Origin of the sequence: Leyella stercorea, from assembly GCF_019052365.1 — a bacterium.
GTDB lineage: Bacteria > Bacteroidota > Bacteroidia > Bacteroidales > Bacteroidaceae > Prevotella.
Genome location: NZ_JAHQUY010000006.1, coordinates 1 through 26503, shown reverse-complemented (window position 1 = coordinate 26503; position 26503 = coordinate 1). Strand labels below are relative to the sequence as shown.

The window sequence follows — 26503 nt, the reverse complement described above, 5'->3', positions numbered from 1 at the left end:
ACAATGAAAAGATTAATAACTCTCATATTGTTCGTGTCGTCACTCACGATGGCTGCCGCACAGCAGGTGGGTGTTGAGGCTAAGATCGACTCTGTGGCGATAATGATTGGCGAACAGGCACATCTTCAACTGACTATCACAGCTCGCCAGGGCGCAAAGATTGTGTATCCGCACTACAAGCGTTCGCAATATCTTGTGCCTGGTGTTGAGGTGCTTGACGATTCGAAGGGCGACACGGCTGTTGTCGACGGCTATTGGAGCGTGAAGAAGATACTTACGCTTACGAGTTTCGACGAACGACTGTATGCCATACCTGGCATCACGGTGAAGGTAGACGGTAAGAGCTACAAGTCGAACCCCGTAGCGCTTAAGGTTATCACTTGCGATGTAGACACTCTCAACATGGACAAGTTCTTCCCACCGAAGTCGGTACAGGACAATCCGTTCCTTTGGTCAGAGTGGACGCCTCTTATTTGGATGACGCTTATCGTGCTGTTACTTATTGCGTTAGGCTCATGGGTTATAGTACGTCTGAAGCAGAACAAACCGATTGTTGCTCGCATACGTATCGTGAAGAAAGTGCCGCCACACAAGAAGGCATTGGACGAGATGAACCGCTTGAAGGGCGAGTCGCATACAGCCGATTATGACCAGAAGGCTTACTATACGCAGCTTACAGATACCCTGCGCCAGTATATACGCGAGCGTTTCGGTTTCAATGCTATGGAGATGACCTCTTCAGAGATTCTCGAAAACCTGCGTAGTGCCGGCGACGAGAAAATGCTTGCAGAGCTAAGCGAGTTGTTCATGACTGCCGACCTTGTGAAGTTTGCGAAATATTCGGCACTTCTCAACGAGAAAGACATGAACCTTCTTAACGCCATTAACTTCATAGACCAGACCAAGCGTGAGGATGCTCCTACAGAAGAGCGTATAGAACCGACACTTAGTGAGGAAGAGGTGCGTACACGCAAGACGCGTGTTGCGCTTAATACGCTTTTGGGCGTTATCGCCGTGGCTGTAGTCGCACTGGCAGGCTATGTGGTTTATCGTGTATGGCTGCTCCTTATGTAAGGGCAGGCTGTTACAGAACGAAAGTAATATACAACAATGGAATTTGTAAATAAAGAATACTTCATACTGCTCACGTTGCTGATACCTTATATAATATGGTATTGGCGCAATCGCAAGCATAGCGAACCTACCATGCGTGTCAGCACCGTGGCTGCATACTACAAGGCGCCCAAGAGCTGGCGACAGCGCATAGTGCACGCCCCTATGGTTCTGCGTTGCCTTGCCTTTGTGATGATTGTGTGCGTCATGGCACGTCCTCAGACTCGCAACTCTTGGGACAACAAGTCGGTAGAAGGCATCGACATCATGCTTGCTATGGACGTCTCGACGTCTATGCTTGCTGAAGACCTGAAGCCAAATCGTCTTGAGGCAGCCAAGAACGTAGCAGCAGAGTTTGTGGCTGGTCGTCCGAACGACAACATCGGTCTTACAATCTTTGCAGGCGAGTCGTTCACACAATGTCCTATGACTACCGACCATGCATCGCTTCTGAATCTGCTCGGATCAGTTCGTACAGACATAGCTGCACGCGGCATCATCTCAGACGGTACAGCCATTGGTATGGGACTTGCAAACGCCGTTTCGCGACTGAAGGAATCGAAGGCAAAGAGCAAGGTCGTAATCCTTCTTACAGACGGTAGCAACAACATGGGCGACATCTCGCCGATGACGAGTGCAGAGATAGCGCAAAGTCTTGGCGTGCGTGTATATACTATTGCGGTAGGAACCAACAAAGTGGCACCTTATCCCGTGCCAGTAGCCGGAGGCGTTCAGTATGTGAATATGCCGGTAGAGATAGACACGAAGACTCTGAGCGAGATTGCGCAGATAACGAATGCCAACTCTTATCGTGCAACAAACAACCGAGAGCTGTCGCAGATATACAAGGACATCGACAAACTCGAGAAGACAAAGATGGACGTTAAGCGTTTCTCTAAGCACTACGAGGCTTATCAGCCCTTTGCCATTGTGGCTCTGCTGCTGCTCATAGCAGAGATTCTGCTACGCTTTACGGTTCTTCGCCGAATACCTTAAGGTTGACGGCGTACGAAATCCGCTACAGATACGGGTTGCAACAACCGTATAGTGTTGTCTTTAGTGGCATAACCTTAGGCTATTGCCAAAATAAAAACTCAAAATTCAAAGTTTTAAAACAATGTTCAGATTTGAGAGCCCCCAATATTTATGGCTGCTATGGCTTGTGGTAGTGCTGGTAGCAGTCAGATACTATAGCCTATGGCGCAGGCAAAAGAAGATAACGCGCATTGGCGACAAAGACCTTGTGCGTCAGCTTATGCCCGATGCCTCGACCATGCGTCGCCGCGTGAAGTTCTGGCTTACGATGGCAGCCGTGGCCGTGCTTGTGGTTGTCATAGCTCGTCCGCAGATGGGCTCAAAGATAAGCAACGAGAAGCGCAACGGCATAGAAACTATCATCTGCCTCGACATCAGTAACTCGATGCTGGCTCAGGACGTAGCGCCATCGCGCTTGGACAAGAGCAAGATGCTTGTAGAGAACCTCGTTGACAACTTCTCTAACGACAAGATTGGTCTTGTTGTGTTTGCTGGCGACGCCTTCGTACAGCTGCCTATCACGAGCGACTATGTGTCGGCAAAGATGTTCCTGCAGGGCATCAGTCCGGCGCTCATCTCCACACAAGGCACAGATATAGCACGCGCCATCTCCGTAGCATCGAGCAGTTTCACGCAGCAGCAGGGTGTAGGCAAGGCGATCATCGTGATAACCGATGGCGAGGACCATGAAGGTGGAGCGTTGGATGCAGCCAAGGAAGCACGCAAGAAAGGCATCAACGTGTTCATCCTCGGCATAGGCAGCACAAAGGGCTCTCCGATACCCGTTGGCGGCGGCGAGTATATCCGCGACAATGCAGGCAACATCGTTATGTCGGCTCTCAACGAGGACATGTGTCGCGACATAGCCCGTGCCGGTAGCGGCACATATATCCATGTAGACAACACCAACGACGCTCAGGAGAAGTTGAACGACGAGCTTTCGAAGCTCCAGAAAGGCGAGACCGAGAGCGTTATCTACAGCGAGTATGCCGAACAGTTCCAGTCGTTCTGCATCGTGTTGCTCGTTCTGCTGATAGTGGAGGCGTGCATCATGGAGAAGAAGAATCCGTTGTTCAAACATTTCAGACTATTCAAGAAATAAACGATATTCAACATGAAGAAGTTTTTAGTTCTTTCAATCTTGATGATTCAGGCATTGGTAGGCTTTGCGCAGACCGACCGCCAGCACATACGCTACGGCAACCGCTGGTTCAAACAGGACAACTATGTGAAGGCTGAGGCAGAATACCGCAAGGCAGTAGACAAGAACCCGTCAAATCCGCAAGCGCTCTACAATCTCGGTTGCGCCTTGCTCATGCAGAAGAAAGATTCGGCAGCCATCCAGCAGTTTGAGAACGCTGGCAAGATAGAGACCGACCCGAAGCGTAAGGCTATGGCATACCACAACATCGGATGGATATGCCAGTCGTTGAAGATGTACGGCGAGGCTGCGGAGGCATACAAGGAGAGTCTGCGCAACAATCCGTCTGACAACGAGACCCGCTACAACCTTGCGCTCTGCATGCGCCAGCAGAAAAAGAACAAGCAGAACAAGGACAAGCAACAGCAAAAGAAGCAGCAGCAGAACAAGGGCGAGAACAAGAGCAAGGAAAAGAAAGAACAAGACAAGAACCAAAAGCAACAGCAGCAGAAGCAGCAGGAAAAGATGAGCAAGGAGAACGCCGAGCAGATGCTTAACGCCGCCATGCAGCAGGAGCAGCAGACACAGCAACGCATAAAGGACGCCATGCGTCAGAACAGATCGCGCAAGTTGCAGAAAAACTGGTAGACCACATAAAAATACATCATTCAGAATGAATAAGAAGATAACCACACTATTACTGACATGTTTTGCGTATGTACTCACGGTATGTGCGCAAAACATTTCTGTTTCTGCCCCTACACACGTTGCTACTGGCGAGAACTTCCGTGTGTCGTACACTATAGCTAATGTGTCGGTAGACGAGTTCCGTTCGGCTTCCATCCCTTCCGGTCTGGAAGTGATAGCTGGTCCGTACACATCGCAGCAGTCGAGCTATCAGATTGTGAACGGACATACCAGCCGCTCGTCGTCGATAACCTATACCTACACGCTCTATGCGGAGAAAGCTGGCTCATACACCATAGGTGCAGCACACGCCAAGGCAGGTGGCAAGACAATAGCCTCGCGGCCATTCCGCATACAGGTGTCGGGCGCCACACGCAACAACGGTTCGTCGGCGCCAAATATGCACGATGACGCCGTTTCGCCGTCGCATAGTTCGGGAGGCAGAATATCTTCTAAAGATCTCTTCGTGAAGGTGACAGCCAACAAGAAGCACGTGCATGAGCAGGAGCCGATATTGCTTACGTACAAGGTATACACCCTCGTAGACCTTACGTCGCTCGATGGCAAGATGCCCGACCTTAAGGGCTTCCACACGCAGGAGATACCTCTGCCGCAGCAGAAGAGCTTCCACATAGAGAAGTTGAACGGTAGAAACTATCGTTGCGTAACGTGGAGCCAATATGTGATGTACCCGCAAATGACTGGCAAGATGACGATACCGAGCCTCACGTTCAAGGGTGTTGTCGTTATGCAAAACCGTAATGTAGACCCGTTCGAGGCGTTCTTCAACGGTGGCTCGGGATATATAGAGGTGAAGCGAAACATCGTAGCGCCGGCTATAGATATACAGGTAGACCCACTGCCGCAGAAGCCTGCCGACTTCTCGGGCGGAGTAGGTCGCTTCTCAATTTCTTCGCAGCTTCTGAGCAACATCGTGAAGGCAGGAACGCCTGTAACGTTGCGTGTTGTGGTGGGTGGCAACGGCAACCTTAAACTCATCAAGCAGCCAGTTGTTACCTTCCCGAAGGACTTCGATAAGTACGACCCGAAGGTGACCGACAAGACCAAGCTCACAACGAACGGCTTGGAAGGCAACATGGTGTACGACTTTCTTGTGGTGCCGCGCAACCAGGGCAACTATACCATTCCGGCTGTGTCGCTCACATACTACGACACGGCAAGCAATCAGTACAAGACGGTGAAGACGTCGCCGCTCACCATCAAGGTAGAGCCAGGCGATGGCAAGGGTACGTCAGTAACAGACTATTCTGAGGCGCAGCCGACCGATATAAGGCCTATAAAGCAGGGCATGTACGACACGATTGATACCGCGCACCTTTTCTTTGGATCTGTGGGTTTCTGGTTGTGGCTGATTGTGCCGTTCGTCGTGTTTGTAGCACTTGTGGTTATCTTCCACAAGAAGGCTGTGGAGAACGCCGACATCATAGGCAAGCGCGGCAAACGTGCCAACAAGGTGGCTACGAAACGCCTTAAGACCGCTTACAAGTTGCTCACGGCAGGCAAGCAGAATGAGTTCTATGACGAGGTGCTGCGTGCGCTTTGGGGCTATGTGGGCGACAAACTGAACATGCCGGTAGAGAAACTCTCGCGTGAGAACATCAGCGAGCAACTTGCTACACGTAGCATAGGCGAAGATATTATAGGCAAGTTCCTCTCGGCTCTCGACGAGTGCGAGTACGAACGCTACGCTCCGGGCAGTGCAGAGGGAAATATGACAAAGACATACGATAGTGCTATGGTAGCTATTACGGAGATTGATGGAGTCTTGCGTGGCAAGACAGCAAAGAAAAGTGGCAATGTGGCGAGATTAATATTGCTGTTTATGGCGATGAGTTTCGGCTTTGGAGCGATAAGTGCAAATGCCGCTGACAATGCCTCTAATGAGCAGCAGACAAGCAGTAACGGCACAGTAGCCATCACGACATCCCAGCATGGTAAGCGTGGCGCTGCCATAGCAGCCACTGCTTATGCCAAGGGCGACTATCAGCAGGCTGCGGCTTGCTATACCGAACTGCTGAAGGCAGGCGAGAGCGCGGAACTGTACTACAATCTCGGCAACTGCGAGTATCGTTTGGGCAACATCACGCAGTCGATTATAGCCTACGAGCGTGCGCTGCGACTTAACCCTGGCGACAGCGACGTGCGCTACAATCTACAGTTCCTGCGTGGCAAGACCATCGACAAGGTGGTGCCGGTAGACGAGATGTTCTTCGTGACGTGGTATCACTCGCTGCAGAATGTGTTGAGCATCGACACATGGGCTACGATGGCTGTTGTGGCTTTCGTGGTGTCGCTGGTGCTTATGCTTGCATACCTCTTCGGTAGCAACATCGTTCTGCGTAAGGTGGGCTTCTTCGCAGGCTCTGCACTTTTCGTGCTGTTCCTTGTGAGCGTTCTGTTCGCCTACCAGCGCAAGGCTGCGCTTTCGGAGCATAGCGTAGCCATAGTGCTTTCGCCGACGCTCAACGTGAAGGCAACACCGTCGGAGAGCAGTTCGGACGCCTTCGTGATACACGAGGGTACGCGTCTGACCATCACCGACCGTTCGATGAACGCCTGGTATGGCGTGCGTCTTGACGACGGCAAGGAGGGCTGGCTGCCCAAGAACTCGGTAGAGGTGATATAAGTTCTCCTACGTTCCTCCACGTCGTGGGCTAAGGAAGAGACGATTCAAGTTTGTGGTTTACTTTCAAATTATAAAAATGAATATCGACACGCTTTTAGGATATGATCAGGTACTGTTGTTGGCGCTGAACGGCAGCGACTCGCAGTTTATGGACGGACTGATGATGGCCCTGACATCGGGTCTGACTTGGATTCCGTTGTACATAGCCTTGCTGTATCTTGTGATAAAGAATAGCGAGACGATGGGACAGATAGCGCTGATAGTGGCTTGTGCCGCGTTGTGCGTTCTGTTTGCCGACGGTTTGGCAGACGGCATCGTTAAGCCGGGTGTGGCGCGTTTTCGCCCGTGCAACGACCCTTTGCTGCGAGGCGTTGTACAGACTGTGGACGGCTACTGCGCCAATGGTCTGTACGGCTTCTTCTCGGCGCATGCGTCAAATACGTTCTCGATAGCCGTGTTCTTCAGTCTGCTTGTGAGAAGTGGCATACTGAGTACGGGCTTGCTTTTGTGGTCGCTTGTATGCTGTTACACCCGTATGTATCTGGGCGTACACTATCCGTTTGATGTGCTCGTAGGACTGTTGTGGGGTGGCACGGTAGGCTGTGCTGTCTATCTTCTCTACTATAAGTTCAGGGCGAAGATGTCGCAGTCGAAGTGTTTCGTTTCTACACAGTATACTTCAACGGGCTTCAGCACGGACGACATAGACATCGTGATGCTTGTGCTTGTGGCTACTCTCATCTACACCGTGCTGCGTGGTGTACTGCATTGATAGTGAATTGCCTCTATGATAGAATAATATTCCGTCATAGAGGCAATTTTATTCCATCACTGCTGGAGCCTTATTCCAGACCTACCGGAATTCGTTCATATTTTTAGTTAAAATAATTGATTGCTAAGATTAGTATATCAGAATTTATAATTACCTTTGTAGATTAAGATGAAGCCCCGTGTGGCAAATACAACAAAACGATTATGGAGACAAAACACATACATATCAAGGATTATAACTATGCGTTGCCTGACGAGCGTATCGCTAAGTTCCCGTTGGCGCAGCGTGACAGAAGCAAGCTGTTGCTGTATAAGCATGGCGAGGTGTCGGAGGACGTGTTCTGCAACATTGCGGATCATCTGCCCAAGGGCGCTTTGATGGTGTTCAACAATACGCGTGTCATTCAGGCGCGTATGCATTTCCGCAAGGCTACGGGAGCGTTGATAGAGGTATTCTTGCTCGAGCCTTATGCTCCGGCAGACTACGAGCAGATGTTTCAGACCAAGGGCGAATGCGAATGGCTCTGCATGATTGGCAATCTAAAGAAGTGGAAGGGCGAGACACTTGAGCGCACGTTCGATGTGAACGGCGAGGCTGTTACTCTGAAGGCTGAGCGCCTTGAGGATGTGGGCAAGAGCTACAGAGTGCGCTTCGTGTGGGACAATGCGGAGGTGTCGTTAGCCGAACTGCTCGACGCTGTGGGCGAGTTGCCTATTCCGCCGTACTTGAACCGCGAGACGCAGGAGAGCGACAAGACGACATATCAGACCGTCTACTCGAAGGTAAAGGGATCGGTGGCTGCTCCGACAGCAGGTCTGCACTTTACGCCGGAGGTGCTGGCGGCTATTGACCGCAAGGGTATCGACCGCGAAGAGCTGACGCTGCATGTGGGTGCGGGTACGTTCAAGCCGGTGAAGTCGGAGGAGATTCAAGACCACGAGATGCATACCGAGTATGTGTGTGTGCATAGAGAGACGCTCGAAAAGCTGATAAAGCATGGAGCAGAGGCTATAGCTGTGGGCACGACGAGTGTGCGCACGTTGGAAAGTCTTTACTACATGGGCGTGAAACTGGAACAGAACATGGATCTCTCAGAGGAGGAACTGCACGTGGACCAGTGGGAACCGTACGAGAACGAGGCTGCGAAGGGTGTGACACCGATGAAGGCTTTGGAGAACATCGTGGCTTATCTGGACAAACACGGGCTGAGCGCTCTGCACTCGAGCACACAGATTATCATTGCGCCGGGCTATGAGTATAAGATTGTGAAGATGCTCGTGACTAACTTTCATCAGCCGCAAAGCACGTTGCTGTTGTTGGTGAGCGCATTTCTGCACGGCGACTGGCATAAGGTGTACGACTATGCGCTGGCGCACGATTTCAGATTCTTGAGCTATGGTGATAGTTCGCTGCTGATACCTTAGTTAAATGTAAAAGAGTAAAGAAGAAAAGTAAAATGAAGATAGGAGATAAAGTACAATTCTTGAGTGATATCGGCGGCGGACGCATAGCCGGTTTTCAAGGTAAAGATATAGCGCTGGTGGAGGATGAAGACGGTTTTCAGATTCCGACGCCAGTGACGGACCTTGTAGTGATGAGCAGTAGCGACGACTACTCGATATCGAAGTCGATACAGAAGAAGAGTGGGGCGGAGGAGCCGACGGCAACTGATCCCGATACGTTCAACATGTCGGTGAAGGCGAAGATAAACCAGATGGACGAAGACGTGCTGGAGGATGAAGACGAGTATGACGCTGCGGACAGAGAAATCACGTACAAGGCGAAAGTGGAGGAGCGCAAGGGCGGTAACGTGCTGAACGTGTACTATGCGTTTGTGCCGGAGGATGTGAAAAACTTCTCTAAGACAAGTTTCGCTTGCTATCTCGTTAACGACAGCAACTACTACGTTCACTATCTGTACATGAGCGTAGAGGGCGGCACATACACGTTGCGCGGCGAGGGAGAACTGGAGCCGAACACGAAGATGTATGTGGAGAGTTTCGCACTCGATGAGTTGAACGAGATTGACCGCGTGCGTTTCCAGTTGCTCTCTTTCAAGCGCGACAAGGAGTTTGTGGCAAAGCCGGTTTGCGACGTGCAGTTCCGCATCGACAAGGTGAAGTTCTATAAACTGCATACATTCCAGAAGAACGACTTCTTTGAGACGCCTGCGTTGCTGTACCCCGTAGTGAAGAACGACGGCGTAGCGCAGCTGAAGCCCGTTGATGCAGAACAGCTGATATACGTGGACGATGAGAAGGAGGAGAAGAAGGCTGCTGACAAAGCTGGCGAACTGCCGAAAAGCGCTATGGAGAAGTTGAAGAAAAGTAGTCTGAACACTTCAGCTACTCATCGTAATAGTCGCGCCAATGGCGATGACATCCTTGTTGTAGATCTTCATGCCGACGAACTGCTGGAGACAACTGCAGGTATGGGCTCTGCAGATATCCTCAACTATCAGCTCGACTACTTCCGTCGTACGCTAGAGGAGAACAAACACAACAAAGGCAAGCGTATCGTGTTCATACATGGTAAGGGCGAAGGCGTGCTACGCCATGCTCTCGTGAACGAACTGAGATATAGATATAAGAACTATAGATACCAGGACGCTTCGTTCCAGGAGTATGGATATGGAGCGACACAGGTAACGATACGATAAAAGTAAAAGAGTAAAAAGTAGGAGGTGTGGGCATTTTGCCCATACCACGCAGCCACAAAACTTTTAAAAGTAAAAGATAAAAAAGGCTTTTATGAATTACGGATATATAACTGTTGCTTCGGCGATACCTCAGGTGAGGGTAGCCGATGTAGACTACAACGTAGAGCAGATAGAACGCTTTGTTGTAGACGCAGACAAGCGCGGCGTGGAGATATTGGTGTTCCCCGAACTGTCGGTTACGGGCTACTCGTGTCAGGACCTCTTTGCACAACAGACTTTGCTTGATCGTGTGGAGAAGAAGATTGCCGACATGCTTGAGGCTACAGAGCGATGCGATGTGATAAGCGTTGTTGGCGCGCCGATATGCATTGGCGGCGGAGTGTACAACTGCGCCGTGGTATGCCAGCACGGCAAGGTGCTGGGCATTGTGCCAAAGCGCTTTCTGCCCAACTACGGCGAGTTCTACGAGAAGCGATGGTTCGCCTCGTCGGACGACCTTACAGAATCGGTTGTGATTGGCTACGCCGGCAGTTGGGTGAGCGTGAGTGGCGAAGAAACGTTGTTCAAGACGGCACGCGGCGTGAAGTTCGGCATAGAACTATGCGAGGATGTATGGTCGCCATTGCCCCCGTCGACCGACCTCGTGCTGTCGGGAGCCGATATTATACTTAACCTCTCGGCATCAGACGACCTCATCGGCAAGAACGCCTATCTTAAGAGTCTGCTTGCACAGCAGAGTGCCCGACTGATATGCGGCTACGTATATAGTTCATGCGGCTTCGGCGAGAGCACGCAAGACGTGGTTTATGGCGGCAATGCGTTCGTCTATGAGAACGGCGCCCTGATGGCAGAGTCGGAGCGCTTCTCGTTGGAAGAACAGCTCGTGGTGAGCCAGATAGACGTGGACAAACTTCGCACAGAGCGCAGAAGAAACACCTCGTTCGTACATGCCCAGTGTGGACATAAAGCCAGAGTGTTCGATGCAGACGAAACAGACGAAAGAAGATTCGAGCTGCTTCGCCATGTCGATTCGCATCCATTCATACCAGAGAACGACGACATGTACGCTTCGTGTGACGAGATATTCAGTATTCAGGTGTGCGGTTTGGCAAAACGCTTGGTACACACCCATTGCAAGTGTGTCGTGATTGGCATCAGTGGCGGTCTTGACTCTACACTCGCCCTGCTCGTCTGCGTTAAGACCTTCGACAAGTTGGGCTACGATCGCAAGGGCATTGTGGGCGTCACGATGCCGGGCTTCGGTACCACAGACCGCACATACAACAACGCCATGACCCTTATGAAGGGTTTGGACATAACTATACGTGAGGTAAGCATTCGCAAGAGCGTTACGCAGCACTTTGAGGATATTGGTCACGACATAAACGTACACGACGTGACGTACGAGAACGGACAGGCAAGAGAGCGCACGCAGATACTCATGGATCTCAGCAACGAGTTGGGCGGCATGGTTATCGGTACGGGCGACTTGAGCGAACTGGCGCTCGGATGGGCTACATACAACGGAGATCACATGTCGATGTATGGCGTGAACGCGAGCATACCGAAGACCCTCATACGCTATCTCGTGAGCCATGTGGCAGAGAACAGCGTAGACGAGCAGTCGAGAACAACCCTGCTCGACATCATCGACACGCCTATCTCGCCCGAGCTGATACCTGCCGACGAGCATGGCAACATAAAGCAGAAGACAGAAGACTTGGTTGGTCCGTACGAATTGCACGACTTCTTCATTTACAACTTCATGCGCTTCGGTTTCAGTCCGGCAAAGATATACATGCTTGCACGCCATGCGTTCAGCAAAGACCTCTATTCGGACGAAGTGATAAAGCATTGGCTGAAGACCTTCGTTAGACGATTCTTCAACCAGCAGTTCAAGCGCTCGTGTCTGCCCGACGGTCCGAAGGTGGGCAGCGTGAGCTTGAGTCCGCGCGGCGACTGGCGTATGCCCACCGACGCATCAAGCGCGCTTTGGCTGGCAGAATGTGAAAACCTCTAAATGTAAACAATGACAGAACAATTCAGATATACCGACGAGCGGTTTGCCGACATACAGATGCTACGCTACCGCCTCGACGGTTTTGAGGCGCTGACCCTGCGTCAGAAGCTATACATATACTACCTCGCCAAGGCAACGCTCTGCGGACGCGACATAACAACCGACCAGTTCGGACGCTACAATCTGCGCATACGCAAAGTGCTCGAAGCTATATACGAACGCTACGAAGGCGACCGCACGACGGTAGAGTACAAGGCGTTGGAGACATACCTTAAGCGAGTGTGGTTCTCGAACGGCATACACCACCATTACGGCTGCGAGAAGTTTGTTCCAGCTTTTACTGAGGAATACTTCAGACAGGTTGTGGACTGTTGCGGTTGCGAAGACGAGAATATCGATGAGCTTTGCAAGGTGATATTCGACCCTACTATTCAGCCAAAGCGTGTAAACCAGAAAGCCGGTGACGATCTCGTGCAGACATCTGCATGTAATTATTACGAGGGAGTGACACAGCAGGAAGCGGAAGACTTCTACGAGGCCATGCGCGACGAGAACGACCCAATGCCGATATCATACGGACTCAACACAACGCTCCGCAAGACAGCTGACGGCATGCTGAAGGAAGATGTGTGGCACGAAGGCGGACTCTATGGCGATGCGATAAAGCATATCATTTACTGGCTCGAGAAAGCGGCGGAAGTGGCAGAGAACGAGCTTCAAGCGAAGATAATCGGTATGCTCGTAGACTACTACAGAACAGGCGACCTCCGCAAGTTCGACGCCTATTCAATAGAATGGCTGAAAGAGCACGAAGGACGCATTGACTTTATCAACGGCTTCATAGAAGTGTATGGCGACCCACTCGGCATGAAGGCATCGTGGGAAGGCATCGTGACGTACAAGGACATGGTGGCAACGCAACGCACGCAGACCATCAGCAAGAATGCACAATGGTTTGAAGACCACTCGCCCGTAGACCCTCGCTTCCGAAAGCCGCAGGTTGTCGGCGTGACGGCTAACGTGGTATGCTCGGCGATGCTCGGCGGCGACGAATATCCGTCTACGGCGATAGGCATCAATTTGCCCAATGCCGACTGGATAAGAGCGCGCTACGGTTCGAAGAGTATAACGATAGGCAATCTGACACACGCATATAATCAGGCGGCTAAAGGCAATGGTTTCCTGCAGGAGTTCGTAGCCGACGAAGCGACACGCGCCTTGATTGAGAAATATGGTGACGTATGTGACGACCTGCATACCGACCTGCACGAATGTCTCGGACACGGATCGGGACAACTGCTCGCAGGAGTGTCGGCAGACGCACTCGGTTCGTACGGCAGCACGATAGAAGAAGCACGCGCCGATTTGTTCGGCCTGTACTACATAGCTGATGCAAAGCTCGTAGAACTGGGTCTCGTGCCCGATGCAGAAGCATACAAGTCGCAGTACTACACATACATGATGAACGGTCTGCTTACTCAGCTCACTCGCATCCAGCCAGGGAACGAGATTGAGGAAGCGCACATGCGCAACAGAGCTCTCATAGCCCGTTGGACGCTGGAGCACTATCCGTCGGCAGTAAGACTCGTGAAACATGAGGAGAAAACCTACGTGGAAGTGAGCGACTACGAGCAGTTGCGTGAGGCGTTCGCCAAACTGCTTGCAGAAATCCAGCGCATAAAGAGCGAAGGCGACTTCGAGGCTGCAAAGCAACTCGTAGAGCGTTACGCAATACACGTAGAGCCGAAGTTGCACGAAGAACTTCTGGCACGCTACAAGTCGCTCGGCATAGCGCCGTACAAGGGGTTCCTGAACCCGAAGATGAAGCTCGTGAGCGACAGCGAAGGCAACGCTACCGATGTGCGCCTCGACTATACAGAAGCCTACGACGAGCAGATGCTGCGCTACTCGAAAGAGTATGGCTATCTTTAGTTATATATAATATAATGTGTGACATGGAAACATCCGAACAGGTAAAACAGATTAAGCGTTCTTTTCGTCTGTATATGAACGGCGTAACGTCGACTTCGATGCGACAGAAAGGACTCGACTATAAGATAAATTGGGGAGTGTCGCAGATGGATTTGCGACACATGGCAGAGCAGTACGGCAAGGACAAGGCACTTGCTGCGGCTCTGTGGCAGGAGAATATACGCGAGTGCAAGATACTGGCTACGCTCATCATGCCCGCTGCCGACTTTACGGCAAGCGAGGCGATGGAGTGGGCTGCTACGTTGTCGACAGTAGAGATGGCAGAGACGGCTGTATTCAATCTTTTCCAGCACATGACGGAGGCAGAACAGTTCTCGCTGATGCTGCTTGCGAACGAAGATAAGCTGGTGCGCATCTGTGCTTACAACCTCGTATGCCGTCTGTTGAAGCGCAATAACGAATGTACACCGCAACTGTATGCTGCGCTGTTCAAGAAAGCCGCAATCGACCTTAAAAGTGCCGACCGCCAACTGCTTCATCCGCTCGTCAAATGTCTCGATTATGTTTCGTCTACTGATACAGAACAGGCTAAAGAGGCTACACAATTGTTGAAAGAGGCAGGATTTGGCGCTTTTTAGTGTTTCTTTTTGGTCACTTTCCCAAAATAATGTAACTTTGCATATTGATGGAAAACGATAAAAAAGCGGCAGCACGCGCTGCGCTGACCAAATACATAGAAGAGAACAACTGTAGGAAGACTACGGAGAGGTTCGCGCTCCTCGATACGATATACGATATTGAAGGACTTTTCACTATGGAAGAGCTTGCGGAGCGTATGGCGGTGCAGAACTTCCATGTGAGCAGAGCCACGCTCTACAACTCGCTCAATCTGTTTGTTAAGTTGTGTCTTGTGGTAAGACATAGGTTTCAGGCAGAGACAAAGTACGAAGCATGCTGCGACACGTCCAACCATTGCTACCAGACATGCACGGTATGTGGCAAAGTGGTTGAGCTGGACGTGCCGGAAGTGGCAAAAGCGCTCGAAAGCGTGCGCCTGAAACGTTTCCGCAAAGAATACTACTCTGTGTATTTTTACGGAGTATGTCAGACGTGCCAGACACGAAGCAAACGCAAGAAGAACAACTTAAAAGGAACGAAGAAATCAAATATTGATAAAAATGAATAAAGGTAAAGTTGATGTCCTGCTCGGATTGCAGTGGGGCGATGAAGGCAAGGGTAAGGTAGTAGACGTACTGACCCCTAAGTATGATATTATCGCACGTTTCCAGGGTGGTCCGAACGCTGGTCATACCCTCGAGTTTGAAGGTCAGAAGTATGTCCTCCGTAGCATCCCGTCTGGTATTTTCCAGGGTGGCAAGGTGAACATTATCGGCAATGGCGTGGTTCTCGCTCCCGACCTTTTCATGAATGAGGCGAAGGACTTGGAGAAGAGTGGTCACGACCTGAAGAGTCGTCTGCACATCTCTAAGAAGGCACACCTCATCATGCCTACACACCGTGTGCTCGATGCCGCTATCGAGGCTTCGAAGGGCAAGAATAAGGTGGGAACAACCGGTAAGGGCATTGGTCCGACATACACAGATAAGGTTTCGCGCAACGGCTTGCGTGTTGGCGATATCCTCGACAATTTCCAGGAGAAGTATGAGGCTCACAAGGCTGCTCACCTGAAGCAGATTGCAGCACTCGGCTATACCGACTTCGACATCACTGAGTTGGAGAAGGTTTGGATGGAAGGCATCGAGTATCTCAAGCAGTTCCAGATTGTGGACAGCGAGCACGAGATCAACAAGATTCTGCGCTCGGGCAAGGACATCCTCTGCGAGGGTGCTCAGGGCACAATGCTCGACGTAGACTTCGGTTCTTATCCTTTCGTTACTTCTTCTAACACTATCTGCGCAGGTGCTTGCATCGGCTTGGGTGTCGGCCCGAACCGCATCGGCAACGTATACGGCATCATGAAGGCTTACTGCACACGTGTTGGTTCAGGTCCGTTCCCGACAGAACTTTTTGACGAGACAGGCGCAAAGATTCGCGACCTCGGTCACGAGTATGGCGCTGTTACCGGTCGTGAGCGTCGTTGTGGATGGTGCGACCTCGTTCAGCTTAAGTATTCTGTCATGATCAACGGCGTAACAGAGCTTATCATGATGAAGAGCGACGTGCTCGACAGCTTCCCCGTTGTCAAGGCTTGCGTAGCATACGAGTTGCCCGACGGTACACAGACCACCGACCTGCCTTATGAGCTCTACGACGCTAAACCGGTGTACAAGGAGTTCAAGGGATGGAACACGGATATGACAAAGTTCACATCTGAAGATCAGTTCCCGCAGGAGTTCAACGACTATGTGAAGTTCCTCGAGGAGTATCTTGAGACTCCTATCCGCATCATCTCTATCGGTCCGGACCGCGCACAGACTATCGTAAGAAAGTAAAAAAATAACTGAACTAAAGAAGTTAAAGTTGCAGCAAGTAGCTTTAACTTCTTTAGCTTTTTTAATTCAATAACTCTAAATTATTAATGGCAAAACCAAGTATACCCAAGGGTACACGCGACTTCTCGCCGGTTGAGATGGCGAAGCGCAACTATATATTCGACACAATTCGCAGCGTTTACGCTCTCTACGGCTTCCAGCAGATAGAGACTCCGGCAATGGAGACATTGCAGACTCTCATGGGCAAGTATGGCGAAGAGGGTGACAAACTTCTCTTTAAGGTTCTTAATTCGGGCGACTGCCTTGCAAAGATTGACGACGAGGAACTGCTCGGCCGCAACTCGCTGCATCTCGCTTCGAAGCTTTGCGAGAAGGGCTTGCGCTACGACCTTACCGTGCCGTTTGCGCGCTACGTCGTACAGCACCGCGAGGATATTCAGCTTCCGTTCAAACGCTACCAGATTCAGCCGGTATGGCGTGCCGACCGTCCGCAGAAGGGCCGCTATCGCGAGTTCTATCAGTGTGACGCCGACGTTGTAGGTTCCGACTCGCTGCTCAACGAGGTGGAGCTGATGCAGATTGTAGACACCGTGTTTACAAAGTTCGGCATCCGTGTGGCTATCAAGATTAACAACCGCAAGATTCTTACCGGTATTGCTGAGGTGATAGGCGAGGCTGAGAAGATTGTTGACATCACGGTAGCTATCGACAAGCTTGACAAGATTGGCATCGACAACGTGAATGAGGAACTTCGTCGTGTTGGCATATCGGAGGACGCTATCGAGAAACTGCAGCCGATAATCGCTCTTGCTGGTACTAACGACGAGAAACTCGCTACTATCGCAGAGGTTCTCGCTGGTTCGGAGGTTGGCTTGAAGGGCGTTGAGGAGACACGCTTCATCCTCGACACGCTGAAGACTTGCGGTTTGCACAATCAGATTGACCTCGACCTCACACTTGCACGCGGTCTGAACTACTATACCGGTGCTATTTTTGAGGTGAAGGCTCTCGACTACGCAATCGGTTCTATCACAGGTGGCGGTCGCTACGACAATCTTACCGGCATCTTCGGACTTCCTGGTCTTAGCGGTGTAGGCATCTCGTTTGGTGCCGACCGTATCTACGATGTGCTTGGCGGTCTTGACCTTTATCCGAAGGAAGCGGTGAACGGCACACAGCTGCTCTTCATCAACTTCGGCGAGAAGGAGAGCGCTTACTGTCTGCCGGTTCTGCGTCAGTGTCGCGAGGCTGGCATACGCACAGAGATTTATCCGGACAGCGTGAAGATGAAGAAGCAGATGGCTTATGCCAACGCTAAGCAGGTGCCGTTCGTGGCGCTTGCTGGCGAGTCGGAGATTGCGGAGTGCAAGCTCACATTGAAGAATATGACTACCGGCGAGCAGACTCTCGTAACTCCGGAGGAGCTGATAGCTGCAGTTAAGGCATAACATACATAGTATATAAGATACATATATATATAAAAAGAGGTGTTTCAAGACTTACGCTTTGTGGTTTTGAAACACCTCTTTTTGTGTTGTAGCGTTCGCAATCCGAACAGACCCCGTCCGCAATCCGATTAGATTCCGTCCGCGATCCGATCAGGTTCCGTCCGCTGCACGATGACTTTTACTGAGCCTTTACATTCTGTTCTTTTGGTCTTTGTTCGTTTCCGTGTCGCGATATTTGTTGTAAATATAAACCAATAGTATTCATGTCGATAGATAATAAACAAGAACAAATGGAGAAAAGTGATTTTGTGCCAAGAAAACAGCCGCTTTTGTTGTGTCATGTTATTAAAAAACCTTAACTTTGCATCCGATTTATAACAACATTTAGGTTTAAAAGGTTTTCAGGTATTATGATGATTAGACAGTTGGCAATCCTTTTCGGTTGCCTTGCCTTGGGTGAGCTTATCATCTATCTCACTCACATTCCGCTTCCGTCAAGCATTCTCGGAATGTTGCTTTTGACTTTGCTTCTGAAGTTGAAGGTGATACGACTTGAGTGGGTGCGCAGCATTTCAGATTTTCTTGTGGGTAACATTGGCTTCTTTTTCGTTCCGCCAGGAGTAGCCATCATGCTCTATTTTGACATTATCAAGGCTCAGCTGCTGCCAATCGTCGTGTCAACGGTGGCGTCAACCATTCTTGTGTTGGCTGTTACGGGTTGGGTACATCAGTTTTACGGTAAAGCAAAAGACAAATTGAAAGGATAAGGATATGGAATATTTCTCAAATGAGTTTTTTCTCATAGCGCTCACATTCGGCACTTATTTTCTTGGTAAGCTGCTGCGTCGCTGGACTGGCTGGGTTGTGATGAACCCGATTCTTGTGTCGATATGCTGCCTTATAGTGTTCTTGAAGGTAACAGGCGTGAGCTATGATACGTATAATCAGAGTGGAAAAATGATTGAGTTCTGGCTGCGTCCGGCTGTTGTGGCGCTTGGTGTGCCTCTCTATATGCAGCTCTCTACGATAAAGAAGCAGCTCACGCCGATACTTCTTTGCGAGTTTATCGGATGCGTAGTAGGTATCGTGTCTGTAGTATATATCGCTAAAGCTATGGGAGCGTCGCGCGAGGTGATACTCTCGCTTGCGTCAAAATCGGTTACGACGCCTATTGCGATGGAGGTAACAAAGAGTATAGGCGGTATTCCTCCGCTTACGGCTGCTGTAGTGGTTTGCGTAGGTTTGATGTGTGCTGTGTGCGGCTATCGCACTATGGGCTTTGCGCGTGTAAAGTCGCCTGTAGCGCAAGGTCTTTCGATGGGTACTGCAGCTCATGCCGTGGGAACGGCTACGGCGATGGAGAAGAGTCCGGTACACGGAGCATACGCCAGTCTTGGACTGACGCTTAACGGCATTCTTACATCGCTGCTCACGCCGTCTATCATCCCGTTATTGGGTGTGTAGGACGTTTGTGATATATTAAAATAAGAAGCATAAAATAACAAGGTGCGAGCATTTCTGCCCGCACCTTGTTTGTTGCTATAGGGCTGTTCGTGTGAGCGCTATAGTGTTACTCGTGATGGTAGCTCTCGCCCTTGATGATAGTGCAGGCGCGATACAGCTGCTCGGTGAATATCAGTCGCACCATCTGATGCGAGAATGTCATTCGCGAGAGCGAAATCTTCTCGTCTGAGCGCTTGTAGACGGCGTCGGAGAAACCGTAAGGTCCGCCTATGACGAAAACAAGTCGGCGGGCAGTCTGCTGCTTTTTCTGAAGCCATGCGCCCATCTCCATACTGGTGCGCTCCGCTCCGTGCTCGTCGAGCAATACTACGGTGTCTGAAGGCTGTATGAGTCGCAGTATCTGTTCGCCTTCAGCCTGCTTCTGCTGGTCCTCGCTGAGGTTCTTCGTGTTCTTCAGGGCAGGGATGGTGGTTATGCTGAAAGGCATGTAGTGCGAGATGCGCTCCGTGTAGTCCTTGATGCCGTTGATGTAGAGCTTGTCGTTGGTCTTGCCGACAAGTATCAGCTCAGTCTTCATACTCCTCCTTTCTCTTGGGGTTCATAGGAAACCAGTCCTTCTTCACGCGTTGCTTCTGCTCGAACAACTCGCCGATGCTCCACAGGCAAGAGGCTCCCAATACTCCGAGAATCGAAGAGGCTATGACGTTGGCTGTGAGCATCGATCCTACGATGAATGCAATGCCTGCAAGAAGGAAAATCCACCAAAGGCGGACACCGAAATAGTATTCCACTTTAATGACAATGGGGTGGAACAGTCCGATAACCAAGAACGTGCTGATAGCTATCGAAAGTCCGGTAAAATGTATATTCTCCATATTAATTATACGTGTTTTGATGCAAAATTATAAAAATTATTGAAGATGTGCGTGTTGTATGACAAAAAAGCATCAAAAATATTTTGCTGGTCGGCTAAAAATAGGTAACTTTGCACCCACTTAAAAGAATTAGCTTATCAAAAATAGTTTAATGAAGAATGACAAAATGAAAAACCAGTACCGCGTGAATGAGCAAATTCGCGTTCGGGAAGTACGTGTAGTAAGTGAAGGTGGTTCAACCGTTATGGCGACTCGTAGCGCTCTTGAGATGGCGCGCGAACAAGGCGTGGATCTCGTGGAGATCTCTCCTAACGCACAACCTCCTGTTTGTCGACTCATTGACTACAGCAAATTCCTCTATCAGCAGAAGAAACATGCTAAAGAGATGAAAGCTAAGCAGGCTAAGGTTGAAATCAAGGAGATTCGTTTCGGACCGCAGACCGACGAACACGACTACAACTTTAAGTTGAAGCACGCTCAGGAGTTCCTCACAGAAGGCAACAAGGTTCGTGCTTACGTTTTCTTCCGTGGTCGTTCAATCCTCTTCAAGGAGCAGGGTGAGGTGCTTTTGCTGCGCTTCGCTAATGATCTTGAGGAATATGCAAAGGTAGAGCAGCTTCCGAAGCTCGACGGAAAGAAGATGTTCCTTTATCTCGCTCCGAAGAAGGCTGGCGTTGTCAAGAAGAGTCAGCAGAAGATGGACCGCGAGAAGCGTGAGGCTGAAGCTCGTTCTGCTAAGGATGCAGAGAACGGAGTAGAGGAGATGCCGACAAACGGCGGACTTCTTGCTAACGCAAAAGTAAGCGCAGAGGCTCTCAAGGCTCTCAAAGGCGAGGAATAAGCAATAAGAAGACAACATGATAAATGTGCGTAACGCCTTGGTATATGCGTTGCCACATATAATAAATAACAATTTTAAATTAATAAAAAATGCCAAAAGTAAAGACTAACTCCGGTGCAAAGAAGAGATTCCGCTTTACCGGTACAGGTAAGATCAAGCGTCATCACGCTTATCACAGTCACATTCTGACTAAGAAGACAAAGAAGCAGAAGAGAAATCTGGTTCATCAGACAATCGTAGACAACAGCAACCTCAAGCAGGTTCGTGATTTGCTCTGCCTCCGTTAATTTTATTAGTCAAAACATTTAAAGGAAAGAAAAACTATGCCAAGATCAGTCAATCATGTTGCTTCAAAAGCAAAGAGAACAAGAATCCTGAAGCTCACCAAGGGTTACTATGGTGCAAGAAAGAATGTTTGGACAGTAGCGAAGAACACTTGGGAGAAGGGCCTCACATACGCATACCGCGATCGTCGTAACAAGAAGCGCACATTCCGCGCATTGTGGATCCAGCGTATCAATGCTGCTGCTCGTCTCGAGAATATGAGCTACTCTACACTTATGGGTGCTCTCCATAAGGCAGGTATCGAGATCAACCGCAAGGTGCTCGCTGACCTCGCTGTTAACAACCCTGAGGCTTTCAAGGCTATCGTAGAGAAGGTAAAGTAAATCGAAACCATTGTGGAGTCTGACTTCACTTTATCGGTGAGATTTAATTTTCTCAAAATATAATAAGGGTGACAATGTATTGCACATTGTCACCCTTATTGCGTTTACCCTTGTTGCATCTCTCTGAGCAACTGTTTCTGTCGCTCGCTGAGGTTTGTAGGCAACTTCACGTTGTATGTTATGATGAGGTCGCCCATTGTGCCATCGCCGCGGTCATATCCCTTGCCACGCAAGCGCACCTTCGTGCCGTTCTGCGTTTCGGGCTTTACTTTCAGTTTTATCTTCGATCCGTTGCCAAGCTGTATTATCACCTCGCCGCCGAGTAGGGCTGTGTATAGGTCGATATTCACGTTGGCGTTCATCTCACCCGTATTCTGTCGTGCCGAACTGCGTGTGCGGCTATGTGTGCGACCTGCTTTTGCGCCGAACAAGTCCTGGAAGAAGCTTGAGAAGCCTCCTCCGCCCTCGCCGAAGCTTGAGAAGTCGAAGCCCTCGAATGGCGAACCGCCACCATTGCTGCTCCAATACTGCTGACCGCCAGCTCCGCCTTGTTGTGCATAAGCGTCGGCTTCGCGCCAGCGTTCGCCATATTGGTCGTACTTCTTTCGCTTTTCAGGGTCGGAAATAACGTCATACGCTTCGTTCAGCGCCTGGAACTTAGCCTTAGCTTTCGGGTCGTTAGGGTGCAAATCCGGATGGAACAGCTTAGCTCTTTTGCGGTAAGCTTCGCGCACTTGGTCTTGTGGAATGTTGCGGTCTACGCCAAGTATTTTGTAATAATCAATAAATGCCATAGTCTTTACCTCCAATTATATATTTTTGTTAGTATCATCATTCATTAATCATTACGCAAAATCTGTGCCTAATTGTAGTTTTGTGTAAATAAAAACAAAACTTAATGTAAATAATATTTATTGACAATTAGGCACAGACATACGGAATTGATTTCGTTAGAACAGACTTCTGAATGCTGTAGGGATAGGTGTAGAGAACTCCATTGGCTCGCCCGTAGCGGGGTGGGTGAAGCAGAGCATGTATGCGTGCAGGCATAAACGATGCAACGGGTCGTCGCCGTTGCCGTATTTCACGTCGCCACAAACGGGATGTCCCATGTCTGCCGAGTGTACACGTATCTGGTTCTTGCGACCGGTCTCGAGCTTATACTCAACGAGCGAGTGTTCTGTGGTGCGATTGAGCACCTGGAAGTGTGTGACAGCATATTTGCCACCATTGTCAGTTGGCGACGAATATGTGATGTATGCCTTGTTGTCCTTCAGCCAGTTGGCGATTGTGCCGTTGTCTTGCTCCATCTCGCCACTCACTACTGCGACATAGCGGCGGTCGTAAACAATCTGATGCCAGTTGTGCTCGAGTATCTGTTCTGTCTCTATGTCCTTGGCATATACCATGAGTCCACTTGTGTCGCGGTCGAGGCGGTGTACAACGTGTGCGCGGCATTTCTGGCGCGACTTCAGGAAGTAGTCGTCGAGCACCGATTTCACATTGAGCGAAGAATGGCCTGCTGCCATCGACAGAATGCCGATATTCTTCTCTACAACGACGAGCCATCTGTCTTCGTATACAATCTTAACGTAGCGACTTTTGAACTGGTTCTGCTTCTTGTGGCGGCTGATGATAATCTTGTCGCCAGCTTTAAGCTGGTAGTCGAACTGAGTTACCATTCTTCCGTTCACGGCAATGCCACGACCTTGCAGCGTTGCTTTCAACTTGGAGCGGCTCTCGCTTACGTTATTGATGAGATATTCGAGCAGGGGAGCGTTCTCCTTTACGGTGATAACCAGATTGTCGCCTCCTTGTGTCTTGTATGTATTGTTTGTATTGCGCATTTATTTTGAATTTATATAGTTTCTATTCTGTTTGTATATCAGCTACAAATATATGTATAATACTTGAAATTCTGCGGTCTGCAATCATTAAATGTCAAGGACAAAGACCTTGCAGTCGGAGAATTGCTTCTCGAATGCCGATTTGTCTGCCTTTTCCTTGAATATGCCGAACAGACTGCTGCCGCTTCCGCTCATCTGTGCGTAAGCCGCTCCCATGTTATACAGAGCCTCTTTGATGGCAGCCAATTCGGGATGGTTTGGGAAGATGCTTTCCTCGAAGTCGTTTGTCAGTCTGTTGCGCCATGTCTCGATGGGTTGCGCGACAATGTCGCGGCACGAAACGCTCGGCTTTTGTGGATGGATATGTGCAAACGCCTCCTTTGTAGAGATTGCCAATGACGGTTTCACTACAACCATGCTGTAGCCTTTTAGATTATTATCGGTAATCGTAACCGGCGTAAGAATCTCTCCAATGCCCTCTGCGTAGGCAGGTTCAGAGGCGATGAAGAAAGCGCAATCGGCGCCCAAACGGGCTGCGTACTTCTCCATGTTCTCTTTGCTGATGTTCAGTTTGTAGCTGTCATTCAGCAGTCTTATCATAAAGGCTGCGTCGCTCGAACCTCCACCAAGTCCAGCTTCTGTTGGGATATGCTTGTACAGATGCGCATGAACTCGTGGCAGGTTATAGTCGGCTGCCAGCAGATTATATGCCCTTGTTATGAGATTGTCCTCCTCGTTGCAACACACACTATTGCCAGTCACTTTAAGATCGCAGTTCAGTTTAGACGGAAACGCCTCGTGCATAGTCTGCACTTCCAAAGCGTCGCATAGCGGAATAGGGAAGAAAACGGTTTCAAGATTGTGATACCCGTCAGGGCGCTTCTCGGTGATGTTGAGTCCGAGATTTATTTTTGCGCAAGGGAAATTTATCATAAGTTATAATTTAAATTGCTGTTTAAACACGTATGCAAATACGATTCAATCATTGTCGGAGATAATATCACCACAAAATTATAAATAAGAATTCTAATTCATAAAATAATGGGCGTTTTTTTCCCTCATTTGAGAAAAAGTCCTTACATTTGTATGTGTTAAGCCAAGTCTTGAATTTAATTCTTAAAACTACAATATTATGTTTTCTAACCAAGATTTAACCCAGATAGCACAGCGAGGCATTACACCCGAGGCTATCGAGCATCAACTCACACAGATTAAGGAAGGATTCCCGTTCTTGAAGATTGAAGCTGCAGCAGCAGTAGGCAACGGCATCTTCTCGCCAGACTCTGCGCAAGTTGAGAAGTACGTTAACGATTGGAGCGCTTATCTTAGCGACCAGCATACTATCGTGAAGTTCGTGCCGGCAAGTGGAGCTGCGAGCCGTATGTTCAAGAATCTCTTTGCGTTCCTTTCTGCCGACTATGACGAGCCGACTACCGACTTCGAGAAGTTCTTCTTCGACAATATCAAGAAGTTCGCTTTCAAGAAGGCTCTTTGCGCAAAGTGCAAGGAGAACGAAGGCGAATGTGTTTGCGACCTTATCAAGCACGGCAAGTATAAGGCTGTCGTAGCAAACCTGCTTGAGGCAAAGGGCTTGAACTATGGTCAGTTGCCGAAGGGCTTGCTGCTGTTCCATCAGTATGAGGATGGTCCGCGCACTCCGATGGAGGAGCATCTCGTAGAAGCAGCGCTCTATGCTTGCTCTGACGGTAAGGCTAACATTCACTTCACGGTTTCGCACGACCATCTCGAACTCTTCAAGAAGAAGGTGGCAGAGAGTCTGCCTTACATGGAGAAGAAGTTCAACGTTACGTTCAACGTAAGTTTCTCTGAGCAGAAGCCGAGCACAGACACAATAGCTGCAAACACAGACAACACTCCGTTCCGCAACGAAGACGGCACATTGCTGTTCCGTCCGGGCGGTCATGGCGCACTCATCGAGAACCTCAACGAGATTGAGGCTGACGTTGTGTTCATCAAGAATATCGACAACGTTGTGCCAGATAGAATCAAGGACGAGACTGTTTTGTACAAGAAGCTTATTGCTGGCGTTCTTGTTGACACACAGAAGCAGGTGTTCGAATATCTGCGCGAACTCGAGGCTGGCGTGCCTTCTCGCGAGAAACTTACAGAGATGCTACGTTTCGTTGAGACAACATTGTGCTGCAAGAAGGCTGGCGCTGCAGAATTGGCAGATGCCGAATTGGCTGAATACCTCAAGACTAAGTTCAATAGACCTATCCGCGTTTGTGGTGTAGTGAAGAATGTAGGCGAGCCTGGTGGCGGTCCGTTCCTCTGCTACAACAACGACGGAACTGTTAGTCCGCAGATTCTTGAGTCGAGCCAGATTGATACAAACAACGAGGAGTATGTACGCATGTTCAAGGAAGGCACACACTTCAACCCAGTTGACCTTGTTTGTGCTACAAAGGACTACAAGGGCAATCGCTTCAACCTTCCGGAGTATGTCGACAAGAAGACAGGCTTCATCTCTTCTAAGAGCAAGAACGGCAAGGAACTTAAGGCTCTCGAACTTCCGGGTCTTTGGAATGGCGCAATGAGCGACTGGAACACAATCTTCGTTGAGGTGCCAATCGGCACATTCAACCCCGTGAAGACTGTGAATGACTTGCTTCGTGAGCAGCATCAGTAAACATTATAGAATATAGACTGGCACACTTTGTGTGATAAAACCAATCGCATGAAGTGTGCTCGTTTATGTTTGGACGCCTTCGTCCATTTTTAATTTAACTAATCACTAAATGACTATCAAATTGAAGTTTTTCAATTATCTGTTTGTTCTCGTATGTCTTATTATGGGAACAGGCATGTCTATGCATGCAGAAGAACAAACGTTCACTCGTATTAATAGTATCGAAGAATTGAATGATGGCGATCGGTTTA

The 26503-nt window shown here is 49.6% G+C and carries 25 protein-coding genes; 20 read left to right on the top strand and 5 right to left on the bottom strand.

Annotated features, from left to right (window positions below):
- Positions 1-3: 3 nt before the first annotated feature.
- The 16 genes from KTQ90_RS02010 (at position 4) to KTQ90_RS01935 (ending at position 19371) form a co-directional block, all read left to right on the top strand.
- On the top strand, positions 4-1074 hold the full coding sequence (locus KTQ90_RS02010; protein ID WP_217317035.1) for a BatD family protein: 1071 nt from the start codon (positions 4-6) through the stop codon (positions 1072-1074).
- 36 nt (positions 1075-1110) lie between these two features.
- The gene (locus KTQ90_RS02005; protein WP_217317034.1) at positions 1111-2109 is read left to right on the top strand and encodes a vWA domain-containing protein; all 999 of its coding nucleotides are present in this window, start codon (positions 1111-1113) and stop codon (positions 2107-2109) included.
- A gap of 121 nt (positions 2110-2230) precedes the next feature.
- A complete protein-coding gene (locus KTQ90_RS02000; RefSeq protein WP_217317033.1) occupies positions 2231-3250 on the top strand; it encodes a VWA domain-containing protein in 1020 nt (339 codons plus the stop codon).
- Positions 3251-3262: 12 nt separating this feature from the next.
- Positions 3263-3937 carry a tetratricopeptide repeat protein gene (locus KTQ90_RS01995; protein WP_217317032.1) on the top strand — a complete coding sequence of 225 codons (675 nt, stop codon included), beginning with the start codon at positions 3263-3265 and terminating at the stop codon, positions 3935-3937.
- Positions 3938-3962: 25 nt separating this feature from the next.
- Complete coding sequence (locus tag KTQ90_RS01990) at positions 3963-6623, top strand: BatD family protein (protein ID WP_217317031.1); 2661 nt, start codon at positions 3963-3965, stop codon at positions 6621-6623.
- 76 nt (positions 6624-6699) lie between these two features.
- Complete coding sequence (locus tag KTQ90_RS01985) at positions 6700-7395, top strand: phosphatase PAP2 family protein (RefSeq protein ID WP_217317030.1); 696 nt, start codon at positions 6700-6702, stop codon at positions 7393-7395.
- Positions 7396-7598: 203 nt separating this feature from the next.
- Entirely contained in the window at positions 7599-8819 is a 1221-nt protein-coding gene (locus tag KTQ90_RS01980) for an S-adenosylmethionine:tRNA ribosyltransferase-isomerase (RefSeq protein WP_217317029.1), read from the top strand.
- A gap of 32 nt (positions 8820-8851) precedes the next feature.
- Entirely contained in the window at positions 8852-10054 is a 1203-nt protein-coding gene (locus KTQ90_RS01975; RefSeq protein ID WP_217317028.1) for a DUF2027 domain-containing protein, read from the top strand.
- 91 nt (positions 10055-10145) lie between these two features.
- Positions 10146-12074 (top strand): NAD(+) synthase, encoded by a 1929-nt coding sequence (locus tag KTQ90_RS01970; RefSeq protein WP_217317027.1) that lies wholly within the window; start codon positions 10146-10148, stop codon positions 12072-12074.
- Positions 12075-12083: 9 nt separating this feature from the next.
- On the top strand, positions 12084-14006 hold the full coding sequence (locus tag KTQ90_RS01965) for a dipeptidyl-peptidase 3 family protein (RefSeq protein ID WP_217317026.1): 1923 nt from the start codon (positions 12084-12086) through the stop codon (positions 14004-14006).
- 23 nt (positions 14007-14029) lie between these two features.
- Positions 14030-14644 carry a DNA alkylation repair protein gene (locus tag KTQ90_RS01960; protein ID WP_217317025.1) on the top strand — a complete coding sequence of 205 codons (615 nt, stop codon included), beginning with the start codon at positions 14030-14032 and terminating at the stop codon, positions 14642-14644.
- A gap of 47 nt (positions 14645-14691) precedes the next feature.
- Positions 14692-15192 carry a Fur family transcriptional regulator gene (locus tag KTQ90_RS01955; RefSeq protein ID WP_022159108.1) on the top strand — a complete coding sequence of 167 codons (501 nt, stop codon included), beginning with the start codon at positions 14692-14694 and terminating at the stop codon, positions 15190-15192.
- Positions 15185-16459, top strand: coding sequence for an adenylosuccinate synthase (locus tag KTQ90_RS01950; RefSeq protein WP_022159107.1), 1275 nt, complete (start codon positions 15185-15187; stop codon positions 16457-16459). The genes KTQ90_RS01955 and KTQ90_RS01950 overlap by 8 nt, the downstream gene beginning before the upstream one ends.
- Before the next feature lie 86 nt (positions 16460-16545).
- Entirely contained in the window at positions 16546-17907 is a 1362-nt protein-coding gene (gene hisS / locus KTQ90_RS01945) for a histidine--tRNA ligase (protein ID WP_217317024.1), read from the top strand.
- Positions 17908-18320: 413 nt separating this feature from the next.
- On the top strand, positions 18321-18674 hold the full coding sequence (locus tag KTQ90_RS01940; RefSeq protein ID WP_217317064.1) for a CidA/LrgA family protein: 354 nt from the start codon (positions 18321-18323) through the stop codon (positions 18672-18674).
- Between the two features lie 4 nt (positions 18675-18678).
- Entirely contained in the window at positions 18679-19371 is a 693-nt protein-coding gene (locus tag KTQ90_RS01935; RefSeq protein WP_217317023.1) for an LrgB family protein, read from the top strand.
- A gap of 106 nt (positions 19372-19477) precedes the next feature.
- Here KTQ90_RS01935 and rlmH read toward each other — a convergent pair whose 3' ends face one another.
- Both rlmH and KTQ90_RS01925 read right to left on the bottom strand, forming a co-directional pair.
- Positions 19478-19948, bottom strand: a complete 471-nt coding sequence (rlmH, locus tag KTQ90_RS01930; RefSeq protein ID WP_022159103.1) for a 23S rRNA (pseudouridine(1915)-N(3))-methyltransferase RlmH — start codon at positions 19946-19948, stop codon at positions 19478-19480.
- Positions 19938-20246, bottom strand: a complete 309-nt coding sequence (locus KTQ90_RS01925) for a DUF4491 family protein (RefSeq protein ID WP_217317022.1) — start codon at positions 20244-20246, stop codon at positions 19938-19940. Before KTQ90_RS01925 ends, rlmH begins: the two co-directional genes overlap by 11 nt.
- Positions 20247-20397: 151 nt before the next feature.
- Between KTQ90_RS01925 and infC the strand changes: the two genes are divergently transcribed.
- From infC to rplT, 3 genes are all read left to right on the top strand, one after another.
- Positions 20398-21087 carry a translation initiation factor IF-3 gene (gene infC, locus KTQ90_RS01920; protein WP_022159101.1) on the top strand — a complete coding sequence of 230 codons (690 nt, stop codon included), beginning with the start codon at positions 20398-20400 and terminating at the stop codon, positions 21085-21087.
- 89 nt (positions 21088-21176) lie between these two features.
- Complete coding sequence (gene rpmI / locus KTQ90_RS01915; protein ID WP_022430121.1) at positions 21177-21374, top strand: 50S ribosomal protein L35; 198 nt, start codon at positions 21177-21179, stop codon at positions 21372-21374.
- 36 nt (positions 21375-21410) lie between these two features.
- Entirely contained in the window at positions 21411-21755 is a 345-nt protein-coding gene (rplT, locus tag KTQ90_RS01910) for a 50S ribosomal protein L20 (protein ID WP_007903208.1), read from the top strand.
- A 104-nt stretch (positions 21756-21859) separates the two neighbouring features.
- Here the strand turns inward: rplT and KTQ90_RS01905 are convergent, their stop codons facing one another.
- The 3 genes from KTQ90_RS01905 to ispE all read right to left on the bottom strand — a co-directional run bounded on the left by KTQ90_RS01905 (position 21860) and on the right by ispE (position 24535).
- Positions 21860-22549: a DnaJ domain-containing protein gene (locus tag KTQ90_RS01905; protein WP_217317021.1), complete on the bottom strand. Its 690-nt coding sequence runs from the start codon at positions 22547-22549 to the stop codon at positions 21860-21862.
- A 156-nt stretch (positions 22550-22705) separates the two neighbouring features.
- Positions 22706-23602 (bottom strand): RluA family pseudouridine synthase, encoded by an 897-nt coding sequence (locus KTQ90_RS01900; protein ID WP_254359316.1) that lies wholly within the window; start codon positions 23600-23602, stop codon positions 22706-22708.
- Positions 23603-23689: 87 nt separating this feature from the next.
- Positions 23690-24535: a 4-(cytidine 5'-diphospho)-2-C-methyl-D-erythritol kinase gene (gene ispE / locus KTQ90_RS01895; RefSeq protein ID WP_217317020.1), complete on the bottom strand. Its 846-nt coding sequence runs from the start codon at positions 24533-24535 to the stop codon at positions 23690-23692.
- 199 nt (positions 24536-24734) lie between these two features.
- Here ispE and KTQ90_RS01890 point away from each other — a divergent pair, with 199 nt between their 5' ends.
- Complete coding sequence (locus tag KTQ90_RS01890; RefSeq protein WP_217317019.1) at positions 24735-26252, top strand: DUF4301 family protein; 1518 nt, start codon at positions 24735-24737, stop codon at positions 26250-26252.
- Positions 26253-26503 lie beyond the last annotated feature (251 nt).